Raw genomic sequence first — 13357 nt, 5'->3', positions numbered from 1 at the left:
TAATCAAAAAAATTATTGACACTTATGTCACTATCATTATCTTTCAAAGTAACACAAGTGTCAATTACTCTTATTTTAAAAATCCATAGCAGAGTACTTCTTTAATCGAACGAACCCATTCCGATTGAGAAATCCCATGATGGTTAGGAATTAAAATGGATTGGAATATTACCCCTAAAATTAATGGGTCTGGAACGGAATCTCTGAACCTTTGCTCTTTTCGCCCCTGTTCGATAAACCCCTGAAGATATTTGTACATAACAAGATGGAGGTTTTCTAATTCGAAGATACCCTTTTTCACCTTTTCATTTAAGGGAATACGTTGACCAATCTCAATTAATTGCGGGATTGTGGAATTTTTAAAGATTAGGTCCATTAAATAAGTTAATTTCCCCTCAAATGAATCATACCGTTCTATTTGCTTTAATTCTTCAAGGAAAATGTTCATTTCATATTTCATAAAATTGATTATCAGTTCTTCTCGGTTATCAAAATATTTATATATAGCTCCTCTGGATATATCCAAATCCTCTGCTAAAAGACTAAAACTAAATCCCTCATAACCATTTTGAAGAAGGAGCTGTTTAGTTGCACGATATAAATCATCAGTTGAAAATTTCCGTTCACGTGCCATTTGGTCACCCCCTCAAAACACTATTATAGTGGAAGAGGATGCACAAAGGAATAAATGAGCGTACTAATAAGGCCGATTAAATATGATATATTAAGGTAAATATTAAAAAATAGAAGGGAAGCATTCAACACCTCCCTTCACCACTTTACACTTAGCTAACGAATAATAGCTTTGTAGCAATATATTTTCTGGCTTCTGCAGTAAGTAATTGTATTTGAACAACCTCTCGCTCAATTGCTTCTTCACCAGTAACAAAGTCAACAAATGTGCCACTTAAATTTTCAAAAATACTGATGACTTGGTAGCCTTTGTCAAAGTAACTATCAATTTTGTTTTTCTCTTCCATAAAAGTTTCATACTCAGACATGCTTACACCTCACTTTTCTACTCAAAGTCTTAGATTTTCAAAAATTATTTAGTGCTCTTTCAAGTCATAAAGCTGGCAATTCTCGACTGGCGTTCATTCCAGGTCATGCTTGGCAATGTCTGTTTTATCTCTACCATGTCGATAGCACCATCTACAGGACAAACAATAGAGCATAGGTTACATCCAACACAGTCCTCTTCACGTACCTTCAAATAAGACTTCCCAGTTGCATCTTTTAGCATATCGATACATTGGTGGGAAGTATCCTCACAGGATATATGGCATTTGTTGCAGTTAATACAAACATCATTATTAATGCGAGCGACCACTTTATAATTTAAGTCTAAATCTCCCCAATTCGAGTATTTCGGAACTGATTTCCCTACTAAATCCATTACCGAGGCGATTCCCTTTTCATCTAGATAATTATTTAAACCATCAATCATATCTTCAACAATGCTAAAGCCATGATGCATAGCTGCCGTACAGACCTGTACACCCGTTGCACCCATTAATATGAATTCAGCAGCATCCTTCCAATTTGAAATACCACCAATTCCTGAAATTGGGATGTCAATTAGGGGGTTACGAGCACATTCCCCAACCATATTCAACGCAATTGGTTTTACTGCAGGACCACAATAACCTCCATGTGCCCCTTTACCAGCAACATGCGGAACCGTATTCCAGCTATCTAGATCAACTCCCATTAAACTATTTATGGTATTAATCATACTGACTGCATCTGCACCGCCACAAACAGCAGCTTCTGCCGTTACTGTTATATCAGTAATGTTAGGAGTCAATTTAACAATTACCGGTGTTTTTGCTACTTCCTTCACCCAATAGGTTTGCTTTTCAACCAGCTCAGGGACCTGACCAGATGCAGCACCCATCCCGCGTTCAGCCATTCCATGTGGACAGCCAAAATTCAGCTCTAAACCATCTACACCGATATCCTCTACACGTTTAACTATTTCATGCCATTTTTCTTGCTTTGGCTCAACCATTAAGGAAGCAATTATTGCATGATTTGGAAATCTCTTTTTTGTTTCATAGATTTCCTTTAAATTGACCTCTAATGGTCGATCTGTAATTAGCTCAATATTATTGAATCCCGCGACCTTCTTACCATTGAAACTAGCTGCCGCAAATCGAGCAGTTGTATTTATGATTGGATCGCCCAGCGTTTTCCAAACCGCTCCTCCCCATCCTGCTTCAAAGGCTCTTTGCACTTGATAACCAGAGTTAGTTGGTGGAGCAGAAGCTAACCAGAAAGGATTTGGTGATTTTATACCTGCTAAATTAATTTGTAAATCTGCCATATCAATTCCTCCTTCTTATGCAATTTCAGACTGTAGCATAAAGGTACGGTGAATGGCTTTTGCTACTTCTTTTCCTTGCTGTGCTGCCGAAACAACCATTGCCTCTCCTTGACCGTTACCAAATATACAATCACCGCAAGCGAATATATTTTCTTGTGAAGTTTGGAAGGTCTCAGAATCCACATCAACTACACCCTTTGTATGATTTAAACCAAAGGCTTCGATTAGCTTTGTATGCTTAGATTGACCAATTGCCTTTATCACCACATTCACATCTAGTACGGTTTCAGAATTCTCAAGAGGCACCGGCTTTTGTCTTCCATCTAAGCCTGGCTCATCCAAGGTCATTTTCACACACTCTAAGCCTGCAACCTCATTTTGTTCATTACTCACAATTTTACTTGGTGCTGTTAACCATCTAAATTCCACACCATCCTGTTTAGCAAAATCATACTCAAACTGATAAGCAGACATTTCATTTTTTGTTCTTCTATAAACGATTTTGACATTCGATGCTCCTAGACGAATGGCGGTTGTCGCAGCATCGATTGCTGTATTTCCCGCACCAATTACCGCTACCTTCTTGCCGATCAATTCATCTGTTGGGGCATCTACCTTTGTCTTTTTCACAAATTCAATGGCATCATAGACACCTTTTAAGCCTTCTCCTTCGATACCTAAATTCGGTACTTGGCCCATTCCTACGGCTAAAATCACACGCTCGAATTGATTTATAATTTCTTCGGTTGAAATATCAACGCCTACAGTTGTGTTTGTTTTAATCTCCACACCAAGCTGTTCAACCTGATCTACTTCCCACTGAACAACTTCTCTTGGTAGTCGGAAAGAAACAATTCCATAGCGGTCTAATCCGCCTGCTTCTTCGGCCGACTCAAAAATCGTCACCTGGTAGCCTAGTAAACTTAGTTCTCTCGCAGCAGATAAACCAGCTGGACCACTCCCAATAATGGCAACTGATTTACCATTACTGTCTCCCGCTTTAAATAAAGGCTCTTTTTGTTTCATCGCCCAGTCTGTCGCATAGCGTTGTAGGTGCCCAATAGAAATCGGCTTTGTGTCATGATTTAAAACACATGCGCCTTCACATAATTCTTCTGTTGGGCAAACCCTTGCACAGCTTGCTCCCACTGGATTTGCCTCCAAAATCGTTTTAGCCGAGCCTTTTAAATTATCTGTGGCTATTTTTTTTATGAATTTCGGAATTTGAATACTTGTTGGACATGCCGTTATACAAGGGGCATCATAGCAATATAAACAACGATTCGCTTCCTCGATCGCTTCACTCCTTGTTAATCCTTTGTGTATCTCTTCAAAATTCTCCACTAAATTTGAAGAAATACGACCACCTGTAATAGTACTCATACGATTCCCCCCTAGATTAAAGCTAAAATAAATACGAATTAGATACAGCGACTTCTAATACACCCACTTGTTCTTTCGCAACTTTACGTTTTAGATATTTTCCGTAATCTAACGAACCAACAAATTGTTTATCTTTAATCACAAACTCTCCTCGCAATAGGACACTAACCGGCTCCCCCAACACTTCTAACCCCTCAAATGCATTGTAATCAACGTTCATATGATGATTTTCTGCTGAAATGGTTCTTTTTGCATTTGGATCAAAAATTACAATGTCTGCATCAGTGCCAATCGCTATTGTTCCTTTTTGAGGATATAAGCCAAAGATTTTGGCAGCATTTGTTGAGATCATATCAACAAAGTCATTGAGTGAAATACGTCCTTTAGCGACACCCTCTGAATATAAAACACTAAAACGGTCTTCGATAAATGGTCCGCCATTTGGAATTTTTGAAAAGTCATTGATACCTAATTGTTTTTTTCCGTTGAAGTTAAAAGAGCATTGATCAGAGCCAATTGTTTGTAGTTGTTTTGCTTTTAAAGCATTCCATAGAGGTTCTTGATGTGATTTTGGTCGTAGAGGTGGAGACCATACATATTTGGCACCTTCAAAATCAGGTTTTTCAAGTGCTGTTTGGTCTAAAGTTAAATACGGTGGGCACGTTTCGCCGTAGACATCGTAGCCTTTTTCGCGAGCCTTGATAATTTCATCTACTGCTTCTTTACATGTCACGTGGACCACATAAAGCTTCGCACCTGCAACATGTGCTAATTCTATTGCACGTTTCGTTGCTTCCCCTTCGATTTCTGGAGGTCTAGTTAGAGCATGGTAAATAGGAGCAGTATTTCCGGCTAGCTTAGCCTCTTCTACAAGCTCATCGATAACTGAACCATTTTCACAATGGACCATTACGACAGAACCGGTTTCTTTTCCGATTTTAAACGCCTTATAAAGAGTACGGTCAGATGCTTGGAATTCCTTTGCATAGGCCATAAAGACTTTGATAGAAGTAATCCCCTCTTTTTCTAATAACAAAGGGAGTTCTTTTTCTGTTTCCTCATTTAAGTCACTAATCATCAAATGATAGCCATAATCGATCGCCGCTTTACCTTTAGATTTTTCATTCCATTTTATAACGGCATCAGATAGCCTAGTTTCCCCAGCTGTTAAGACAAAATCTAAAATGGTAGTTGTTCCTCCGAAGGCAGCTGCAATTGTTCCTGATTCCCAATCATCATCTGTTACCGTATTATTAAATGGCATATCTAAATGAGTATGGGGGTCAATTCCTCCCGGGAATACGTACTTTCCAGTTGCATCTATCACTTGGGCATCCTTGTCTTCAATCTTAGTCGCAATTTGAACAATTTTTTCATCTTCTATTAAAATATCTGCCTTAAACGTATCTGTCGCAGTCGCAATTGTACCACCTGTAATAATTTTCTTTGCCATAGTTTGAACTCTCCTTTTCTCATGACCAATTACAAGCCTGTAATCAATTATATGCTTTCATTTTCATAGAAAATCTCAAAATATCGAATTATTAAAATAGACGTTGCTCGATTTAATAGAAGGATGAAATCAAATTAACGCTTCTTTCATCGCTACCTTTGTTTGTAAATTCAATACTGTTTCAAGCAATACATCCGCCCCTTTAACACAATCCTCAAAGGTTGTTTCTTCCTCTTCACAGTGACTTTTACCATTAATACTCGGAACAAAAATCATGGCAGATGGAATGTAACTCGCAATGAATTGTGCATCATGACCGGCTCCGCTATATAGCCGTTTAGAGGAATAACCATATCCGTTGGACGCCTTTTCGATTTGGTTGCAAATTTCCTGGTCAAACACCACCGTGTCACGATCCCATAGCTTTTCTTTCTCTATTTTGCATCCACCCTCTAGCTGCGGCAGAGCGTGAATGATTTCTTCTACTTTAGCTATTATTTCTGAGTCCTTATGTCTTGCCTCTATTGTAAAGACTACTTTATCGGGAATAACGGTATGAATATTAGGTGTAACGTTCATTCTTCCTATTGTGTATACTAGCTCCTCATCCACTTTACCAAGCTCTTCGAGGAGCATCGTAATACAGTTGTTAGCTAAGAATAACGGATCCCTTCGCAGCTTCATCGGCGTTGTACCAGCATGGTTGGATTCACCAAATAGACGAATTTCATAGCAAACCATTCCTAGTACTCCTTCTACAACACCAATTTGGATATTTTCTGCTTCTAATACTGGGCCCTGTTCAATATGTAATTCAATATAAGCAGATGCCTCCGTCAAACGATTTTCTTCACTACCCTCGTACCCACTATTTTTCAATGCTTCTTCAAAAGAAACATATTCTTTATCGATGGATTTCAGCATTTTTGCTTTATCAAATTTACCTGATAGAACCCCTGAACTCATCATGGATGGTTCAAATCTTGCACCTTCTTCATTGGTGAAATTTACAATCGTTAAAGGTACATCTAATTCAATATCATTCTCTCTTATGGTCCTTACAGCCTCTAATGCAGTTAATACACCCAGAACGCCATCAAACTTACCACCCTTTACAACCGTATCTAGGTGTGACCCCATCACGATTGGAGGTAAGCTACTTTTTCCAGGAAGTGTCGCATAAATATTGGCCATGTCATCTAGTCGTATTTCCATCCCTAATTCCTTACAGCATTTTATGAAAAAGTTTCGAGCTTCTAAATCCTCTGGGGATAAGGAAAGCCTTGTTACACCACCTTTTTCAGTTGCACCAAACCGACTAAAGGCAACAATGGATTCTTTCAAACGAGCTTCATTGCATTTATACATTGAACACCCTCCAATACTTATGTTAACTTTTTTAACATATAGATTTATAGTTTATTTTAAGGTAAAATACTCTTACAGAATATGGTCATTCTTACTAAAGATTTTTGTGCAATTGCATAGTTCTAATGTTAAGTCTTCTAACATCCTAATAAGGGAGGAAGTTTAATATGGCGTCAGTAAGCGATCTACTAGTAGAACCAGAATTTAAAATGCTCAAATTAATAGCAGGAGAAAATGGGCTTTACAGGCAAATTTCTGGTATAAATGTGATTGAAAGCGTTGATCTAATTCCTTTTTGCCGTCCAAACGAAATCATCATTACAACCGGGATTCATTTAGATAGTGACTCAAAACAATTAGAAGAGCTTATAGAAAAGGCATTTGAGAAGAGGGTAGCGGGGTTTATCGTTAATACGGGACCTTATATTTCAAAGATACCTTCTTCAACTATTCAATTTGCCAATGATAAACAAATCCCTATTTTTGAAATGGCCTGGAAATATCGTATTGCCGACTTACTAAAAAGTACTTTTCAATTCCTTTCAGTAAAACAACAGTCTGCACACCAGCAGCAATCAGATGAAAAACTTCTATACAATTTGATTTTTCACTATGATGAATTTCAATTTTCGATTGAATCCTTGGAAAAACGCGGATTCCCGAATGGTTCAGAACTCGGAATTATCACTTGTACAACACCTACTTCCTCAAAAAATAACATTCATCGTTACGAATCAATTATTCTTTATGAATTTCAAAATCGTTATAATTACTTCCTAGCTTTAAAGCAGCATAATCAATTAATCTTTCTTATAAATCGGCAAGAGGTTAAAACAGCTCATATCCCATTTTCCAAAACAGTAGAGAAAATCTACGAAAAGGTGACTGAGATGAACGGTCAAGAGGATTTAATAATTGGTATGGGGAATTTTTCAACTTATTTAGGAGATATCGCAAAAAGCTACAAAGAATCTCTAACCGTCATTCACTTAGTAGAGCAGCACAAAAATCCCTTCATTCAAAAATACAAAGAAATTGGTGCCTATAAGCTACTAATGAATGTATCCGATCAATCAATTATAAAGGCGTTTCAACAGGATATGTTAGGGCCGCTTTATATGTATGACCACCTCCATAACACTGATTTTGTGCACTTTTTACGTATTTTCCTTGCAGAGGAAGGCAGCACTATTAGAATTAGCAAAAAACTATTTATTCACCGAAACACTGTGAACTATAAAATAAAAAAGATTGAAGCATTACTCGATGCCAACCTCAATCATACTTTTACAAGAACTAATTTAAATATGGCGTTGATGATTGAAGACATTTTAAGCCAGAAGAACAATCTATTAGAAAACTCGACTAAGCGCCAAGTCTTTTAGCAATATGCATTAGTTGCACTAAGGCGTAAAGTAAAAAATGGTGAAAAAGCTTAGACTTTTTCACCATCTATCTATTTATTTTGCTGTACTTTCTTTGCTTCGAAATGCATGAATAATAAAGGTTAATATAAACGCTAAAACTAATACGACAATAAATATTTCATTTGGAATGTGGATATTTACGAGAGTTAAGCCCATTTTAAGTGCAATAAATACTATCAACACATAGGCGGTCGTTTCCAATTCTGGCACCTTATTCATAAGAGTAATGAAAAATGTCGCAATACCTCGCATTAGTAAAATACCGATCATCCCTCCAAGTAAAACTACCCATACCTGTTCAGAGATAGCGAGTGCCGTAAGAATACTATCTACTGAAAAAGCTAAATCCATTAGCTCTACACTAATTACCGTTGCCCAAAATACACCGAACACCTTTACTAACCAGCCCTTGGGTTTCGCGTCAGCTTCCTCATCAGTATCCTGACCTTTACTTTTTTCACGGAAAAACTTAAATGCTAAATACAATAAATAAAGAGCCCCTATTAGTTTGATTGGCCAGAATTTAATTAACACTGTACCGAGTCCAATAAAGATAAAACGGAAAATGTAAGCTCCCCATAGCCCATAAATTAGAGCCTTTTTTTGCTGTTCCTTTGGCAGTGGCTTTACGAAAGCAGAAAGCACCAATGCATTATCTGCTGATAAAATACATTCCATGACTGCTAAAGACAAGATTAGTCCCCAGCTTTCCGAACTCGTTAATACGTTTGCCCACATATGCCAATCGAACATGGAAGCATAAGTTGAAAATATTTCTTCTAACACCCTACTCGTCTCCTCGAATTATGAATTGTAATTCATTTGCCATTCAATAGAAAAAAGATATATCCATATAATAGATATACCCCAAATTTACTCGTATCAATTATATGGCATGTCATTTCTAACAGTATTCATTATATACCTTTCAATTAATTTCAACCAATTTTCACACATAAATTTTATTGGTTAACCTCCCAATTCCACGTTAAGAATTCATTTTTTCAGAAAAATTTCTTTAATAGTAAATTCAGGATAATAATTCCAACCCCTTATGAATATGATGAATAACACTATGTATGATGGAGGTTTGGGAGTGGAAAATGTAAAAGCTATTGCCACCTTTCAGCTTATTGGAGAGGAAGTTTATCGTACAAATACGTATATACAATTTGGATCTTCGCGCAAGTCATTGGGTGCCGTGATCATGTTAAACCCTGGTTCAGCTGAGTTACAAGGAGAGGCAAGAAAAAAGCTAATTATGAATGGTTCCCATACTGATGAAACGACGATAGACAATACCATGCGTCAATTGATTCATTTTATGAAAGCTACTCATTCAAATTTAGAGGGCCGACTTCATATCTATAATTTATTTTACGTTAGAAATACCGCAAGTGTGGAAGCTATTGAACTTTTTGAGCTTTTGAAAACTACTGGGAAATATCCTACCATCACACTGCCTTCTCTTTTTGAAATGACACAGCATCCTTGGATCCTCATGGGCTGGGGAGTTGAAAAAAGGAATAGATGGCGTTATTTTGAGAAAGAAAAAAGAGATTGGCTTCAACTCATTAATGCAAGCGGCATCCCTTCATTCGGTGTCTTATCTGAGAATAACGAATACTTTCACCCTTGTCCAAAAGGTCCTGCCAAATCCGAAAGACTCCAACAGCTCATCCAAACATTCAACTTAAATATCAAGCCTCTTTCACTTGAAAAGTAAACATACCACTTGCAATTAATATAGAATGCCTCCCTATTAAACAATCCTAAAAACATGGAATTTCCTGCACTGTTGCTATCTAAATAAAAAAAGAGCTAGGAATATTCCCTAGCTTTTATTATTGCTTAAGTCTTAGTTTTGCCTGTTTTCGCATCCGATCTACTAAGAAGCCGCCTTTAAAGGATTTTGGCTCATAGGAAATGATAAATGCTTTTGGTTCAATGTTTTCAACAAGTGTAAATACTTCTTTTTCACGATTTCGCTTTGCTAATATTTCATATTTATAGCGATCGCTATCTCGCCCTTCTCCAACATAGGTTGTAATGGCGAAACCATTTATTCTTAATGTATCTACGAGTTCTTGATTTTTATTTTGTGTATTAATAGTGATATAAACGTAACCAATCGCTAATTTGTTTTCAATTTTCGTTCCTAAGAACATTCCCAGTCCAAATCCAACCGCATAAACAACCATCGCTAGTATATTTTGATCTCCATTAAACACTAAAGAAAGACCAAAAACATAAATCAGCATTTCTAGTATCCCAAAAATAGCCGCAAATAATGTAAGATTTTTTACTAAGAAAATCGTACGCAACGTTAATAACGGTACGTAAACGAGCTGCAATATTAAAATTAATATAATATTAGTCATACAAACGCCTCTTTCAAAATAATCTATTATCCTTATTGTTTACCCACAATGACGTATTGTACTCTTATTATTTTTTATCGTCTAGGTAGAAACCAATAATTTAACAATAAAAAGATATTCAAAAAGCCACTAGCTTTTATAAAGTGTACCCTTTGTAAAGGACATTTTGAAAAAGAGCCTAGGCAACTTGTTGAAGCTGCTGTCTGTATTTTGCAGGCGGCAGCTTTTTTAAATTCCATTGCCCACGATAATGATTGTAATAGGTCATGTAACTTTTGATTTCACGTTTTACTTCTTCAAGCGTTTCACAATTGCTAAAGTTTGTTTCATCTTTTAAATGCCCAAAGAATGATTCTTGAGGCGCATTATCCCAACAGTTTCCTCGCCGTGACATAGACTGACCTAAACCCATTTTCTTCACCAATGCCTGGTAAATCGGGCTTGTATAATGGAAACCCTGATCGGAATGGATAAAGGCATCTTCTGCTAAATGCGAATGTTTTTTTAATTTCTTCAACGTATTCAGAGCGATGTCCAAGTGTAAAGAAGATGACACTTCATAAGCTAGAATTTCGTTCGTTTCAGCGTCCTTAATCGTTGATAAATATGCACGTTTGCCGTTTCGATATGGCAAATATGTGATGTCTGTCAATAACACTTTACCCACTATACCTTGTTTAAATTTGCGTTTTAATTCGTTCGCATAAATGCGGTGTTCTTTCGTCGCTTTGACCATTCTTCGATAAGGATTTGCCTTGCGAATTGGACAGATGATGTTAAATTTCTTCATAATGCGGCGAATCCGCTTTAAGTTATAGGTGATGCTATATTGGCTTTGAAGCGTCATTTTAATTTGGCGTGCTCCCTTTTTACGTCCTCGGAAATGATACGCCTTTAAAATGATGTCTTTCACCACTTCATCTGCTTCATCTTGTTTGGCGCGATTTTGCGCTGATTTTTCATCAAAATGATGATAGAACCCTGAACGAGACACACCCATTACCTTACATAGATAGCTCACCATACGCTTTAGTTTATACTTTTGAAGCGTCTGGTGGATTAATTCAAATTTTAGTTTCGTTTCGATTGTAATTTCTTCTTCAACATCTGCCTTTCGAGTAGATCGAGCTTTTTTAGTAGTTCATTTTCTGCACGTAATAACTGGTTTTTCGCTTCTAAACGGGCGATTTTTTCTTCTGGGGTTAATTTCCGTTCAGAAGGTCGGCCGGAATTCATTTTACGAGTATCTTGTAAACCTACAATGCCAGAATTACGATAGGCTGCACGCCAGCGTTTCCCCGCTGTTTTAATACGATCCATTCCAATTAAGTCCACACTTAAGCCAGCTTCCTCGAAGATATCTCTAGGTAGCTTCCCCTGTTCATTTTCTGCAATAAAATGACGTTTGAATTCGTCGGTATAGGTAATCGCTTTCTCGCTGACTGACTTTACATAAGGGTTTCTTTTTAGCAGTTCTTGTTCTTTTTTCGTTAATAATCTTTTCGTCATTCTAATTCCGCTCCAACATCTTTTTTCTCATTATAAACAAAAGTACCCTACAAGAAGGACTTTTTTTAAAGTGTCCATCTTATAGGGTACATTTTATTATTACTAGTGGCTTTTAGATTTATTTAATTAATGCTTTTTTTACGTCTTCTATTTGACCAACATGACGCTGCTCATGATAGCCTACTAATGAAATCCATTGATTTAAGGTTAAGACACCAAAGCGACGATGGGCAAATGTTTTTTGATTTAAATCTTCCTCACTTGTTTCCTGTGAAATTTTTTCTAACGAAGCCCTTGAAGTAGCCAATTTCTGCTTTAACTCATCTAAGGTTTGAAAGTTATTAGCTGGCATTAAAAACTCTGGAGCATTAATCTTCTTAGTACGATCTGCAACTACATGAAGAGGGAATGTGCCAGGCGCCTCGAATTCATCCAATGTAAGCGAATGGCTGATTAAACGTACTGCATTTTCTTCCATTAAATATAAATGCTCTAAAACTTGTGCGATACTCCAAGACCCTTCTTCTATCACTTGATTTAATTGGTCATCTGTTAAATCACTAACACTTTCTAGAATCTCTGCTCGAACTTTATGTAGATTTTCCATTACCATTCCCCCAAAAAAGTCATTAGTATTTCATATTCCCTCTCACATCAACTTAGAACTTCCCCCAAAAATTAAAAAAGTGAGATACAAACCGGTATCTCACTTTAAATTAGGGGTATATTCACGAGCTATAGGGATGTGGATGGGTATGCTAATTTATTAGTAGCATTGGAAGAACCAGATACTATTCCGGTTGATGACATCATAAACCCAACCTCTAGTTCCTCTCCAACGGAAACCGATAATTTGATTTCCAAAGGCAAGCATTGGGAAGAACCAGAAACTATTACCATTTCTCAGCCATATAAATGTGTTTCTGAAAAAGCATCTTCTAATATTACCTATTCCGCCACTGCGAGTGAATTCTTGTTGTTGAATTGACGTCATTTGTGGTGTAAAGCTTGGCGGCGGTGTCGTTGGTGCTTGAAGTTGGCCTGGGCCACCTCCTGGAAAGCCTGGAGCTCCGGGGAATCCTCCTGGAGCACCGCCAGGGAATCCTGGAAGTCCTGGGATTCCTGGAAGCCCTGGAAGTCCTCCTGGAAAGCCGAATCTTTGTCCATCACCTCCTGGCCCTCTACCACGTGAATTATCAAAATCAAAAGGGTTCAATATACTACTCCTCCTTTCTATCTAATCTAATATCAATTTATGTAGAAAAAAAGAGCCCGTATAGGTTGTCCATCCCTACTATAAAAGTTTCTATGAAAAAAAGATTAAAAAGTATTTCTGCTAAGTCTCCTCCTAGATACTTGAAAAACCATAATAATTTTATTAATTCTTCACCATAAATTTTAAGAATCTATAAGAAAAACCAATAATGATGAATAATATTTAATTTTGAGAATATGTTTTAACGAATCGCTTTTTCTTATACAGCCAGAAAACTGGCCTAACAACCTAGAA

General features: G+C 37.1%; 13 protein-coding genes. 2 read left to right on the top strand and 11 right to left on the bottom strand.

From position 1 onward, the window contains the following. Positions 1-70: 70 nt before the first annotated feature. The 6 genes from LG296_RS01135 to LG296_RS01110 form a co-directional block, all read right to left on the bottom strand. Positions 71-634 carry a TetR/AcrR family transcriptional regulator gene (locus LG296_RS01135; RefSeq protein WP_107937597.1) on the bottom strand — a complete coding sequence of 188 codons (564 nt, stop codon included), beginning with the start codon at positions 632-634 and terminating at the stop codon, positions 71-73. Positions 635-785: 151 nt separating this feature from the next. Continuing rightward, entirely contained in the window at positions 786-1001 is a 216-nt protein-coding gene (locus LG296_RS01130; protein WP_107937595.1) for a hypothetical protein, read from the bottom strand. 59 nt (positions 1002-1060) lie between these two features. Then, on the bottom strand, positions 1061-2326 hold the full coding sequence (preA, locus tag LG296_RS01125) for an NAD-dependent dihydropyrimidine dehydrogenase subunit PreA (RefSeq protein WP_107937593.1): 1266 nt from the start codon (positions 2324-2326) through the stop codon (positions 1061-1063). A 15-nt stretch (positions 2327-2341) separates the two neighbouring features. Then, positions 2342-3709 carry an NAD(P)-dependent oxidoreductase gene (locus tag LG296_RS01120; protein ID WP_107937591.1) on the bottom strand — a complete coding sequence of 456 codons (1368 nt, stop codon included), beginning with the start codon at positions 3707-3709 and terminating at the stop codon, positions 2342-2344. Positions 3710-3731: 22 nt separating this feature from the next. Next, complete coding sequence (gene hydA, locus LG296_RS01115) at positions 3732-5162, bottom strand: dihydropyrimidinase (protein ID WP_107937589.1); 1431 nt, start codon at positions 5160-5162, stop codon at positions 3732-3734. A gap of 129 nt (positions 5163-5291) precedes the next feature. Further along, positions 5292-6530: a Zn-dependent hydrolase gene (locus LG296_RS01110; RefSeq protein WP_107937587.1), complete on the bottom strand. Its 1239-nt coding sequence runs from the start codon at positions 6528-6530 to the stop codon at positions 5292-5294. 167 nt (positions 6531-6697) lie between these two features. On the opposite strand from LG296_RS01110, the gene LG296_RS01105 reads away from it, so the two are divergent. Further along, entirely contained in the window at positions 6698-7915 is a 1218-nt protein-coding gene (locus tag LG296_RS01105; RefSeq protein ID WP_107937585.1) for a PucR family transcriptional regulator, read from the top strand. 75 nt (positions 7916-7990) lie between these two features. Here LG296_RS01105 and LG296_RS01100 read toward each other — a convergent pair whose 3' ends face one another. After that, positions 7991-8710 (bottom strand): TerC family protein, encoded by a 720-nt coding sequence (locus LG296_RS01100; RefSeq protein WP_107937615.1) that lies wholly within the window; start codon positions 8708-8710, stop codon positions 7991-7993. Positions 8711-9053: 343 nt separating this feature from the next. On the opposite strand from LG296_RS01100, the gene LG296_RS01095 reads away from it, so the two are divergent. Further along, the gene (locus LG296_RS01095; protein ID WP_181418115.1) at positions 9054-9683 is read left to right on the top strand and encodes a DUF1643 domain-containing protein; all 630 of its coding nucleotides are present in this window, start codon (positions 9054-9056) and stop codon (positions 9681-9683) included. Between the two features lie 118 nt (positions 9684-9801). Here the strand turns inward: LG296_RS01095 and LG296_RS01090 are convergent, their stop codons facing one another. The 4 genes from LG296_RS01090 to LG296_RS01075 form a co-directional block, all read right to left on the bottom strand. Further along, the gene (locus tag LG296_RS01090; protein WP_107937581.1) at positions 9802-10338 is read right to left on the bottom strand and encodes a DUF2179 domain-containing protein; all 537 of its coding nucleotides are present in this window, start codon (positions 10336-10338) and stop codon (positions 9802-9804) included. 178 nt (positions 10339-10516) lie between these two features. Further along, positions 10517-11847 (bottom strand): IS3 family transposase gene (locus tag LG296_RS01085; protein WP_235867716.1). Its coding sequence is split into 2 segments (ribosomal slippage): positions 10517-11466 and positions 11466-11847, totalling 1332 coding nucleotides; the frame shifts between segments, so codons are not numbered across the junction. A gap of 118 nt (positions 11848-11965) precedes the next feature. Continuing rightward, positions 11966-12454, bottom strand: a complete 489-nt coding sequence (locus tag LG296_RS01080; RefSeq protein WP_181418019.1) for a DinB family protein — start codon at positions 12452-12454, stop codon at positions 11966-11968. A 159-nt stretch (positions 12455-12613) separates the two neighbouring features. Then, the gene (locus LG296_RS01075; protein ID WP_181418018.1) at positions 12614-13063 is read right to left on the bottom strand and encodes a hypothetical protein; all 450 of its coding nucleotides are present in this window, start codon (positions 13061-13063) and stop codon (positions 12614-12616) included. Positions 13064-13357 lie beyond the last annotated feature (294 nt).

The organism is Ureibacillus chungkukjangi (assembly GCF_044795995.1).
GTDB classification, from domain to species: domain Bacteria; phylum Bacillota; class Bacilli; order Bacillales_A; family Planococcaceae; genus Ureibacillus; species Ureibacillus chungkukjangi.
The sequence above is the reverse complement of the archived record's forward strand: the minus strand, read 5'-3'. Positions and strand labels throughout refer to the sequence as shown.

What these genes read in the sequence shown, in the direction of transcription:
- LG296_RS01105 (WP_107937585.1), top strand. Translation starts at nt 6,698, where the DNA reads ATGGCGTCAGTAAGCGATCTACTAGTAGAACCAGAATTTAAAATGCTC.
- preA (WP_107937593.1), bottom strand. Translation starts at nt 2,326, where the DNA reads ATGGCAGATTTACAAATTAATTTAGCAGGTATAAAATCACCAAATCCT.
- LG296_RS01110 (WP_107937587.1), bottom strand. Translation starts at nt 6,530, where the DNA reads ATGTATAAATGCAATGAAGCTCGTTTGAAAGAATCCATTGTTGCCTTT.
- LG296_RS01120 (WP_107937591.1), bottom strand. Translation starts at nt 3,709, where the DNA reads ATGAGTACTATTACAGGTGGTCGTATTTCTTCAAATTTAGTGGAGAAT.
- LG296_RS01090 (WP_107937581.1), bottom strand. Translation starts at nt 10,338, where the DNA reads ATGACTAATATTATATTAATTTTAATATTGCAGCTCGTTTACGTACCG.
- LG296_RS01100 (WP_107937615.1), bottom strand. Translation starts at nt 8,710, where the DNA reads ATGTTCGATTGGCATATGTGGGCAAACGTATTAACGAGTTCGGAAAGC.
- LG296_RS01080 (WP_181418019.1), bottom strand. Translation starts at nt 12,454, where the DNA reads ATGGAAAATCTACATAAAGTTCGAGCAGAGATTCTAGAAAGTGTTAGT.
- hydA (WP_107937589.1), bottom strand. Translation starts at nt 5,162, where the DNA reads ATGGCAAAGAAAATTATTACAGGTGGTACAATTGCGACTGCGACAGAT.
- LG296_RS01130 (WP_107937595.1), bottom strand. Translation starts at nt 1,001, where the DNA reads ATGTCTGAGTATGAAACTTTTATGGAAGAGAAAAACAAAATTGATAGT.
- LG296_RS01135 (WP_107937597.1), bottom strand. Translation starts at nt 634, where the DNA reads ATGGCACGTGAACGGAAATTTTCAACTGATGATTTATATCGTGCAACT.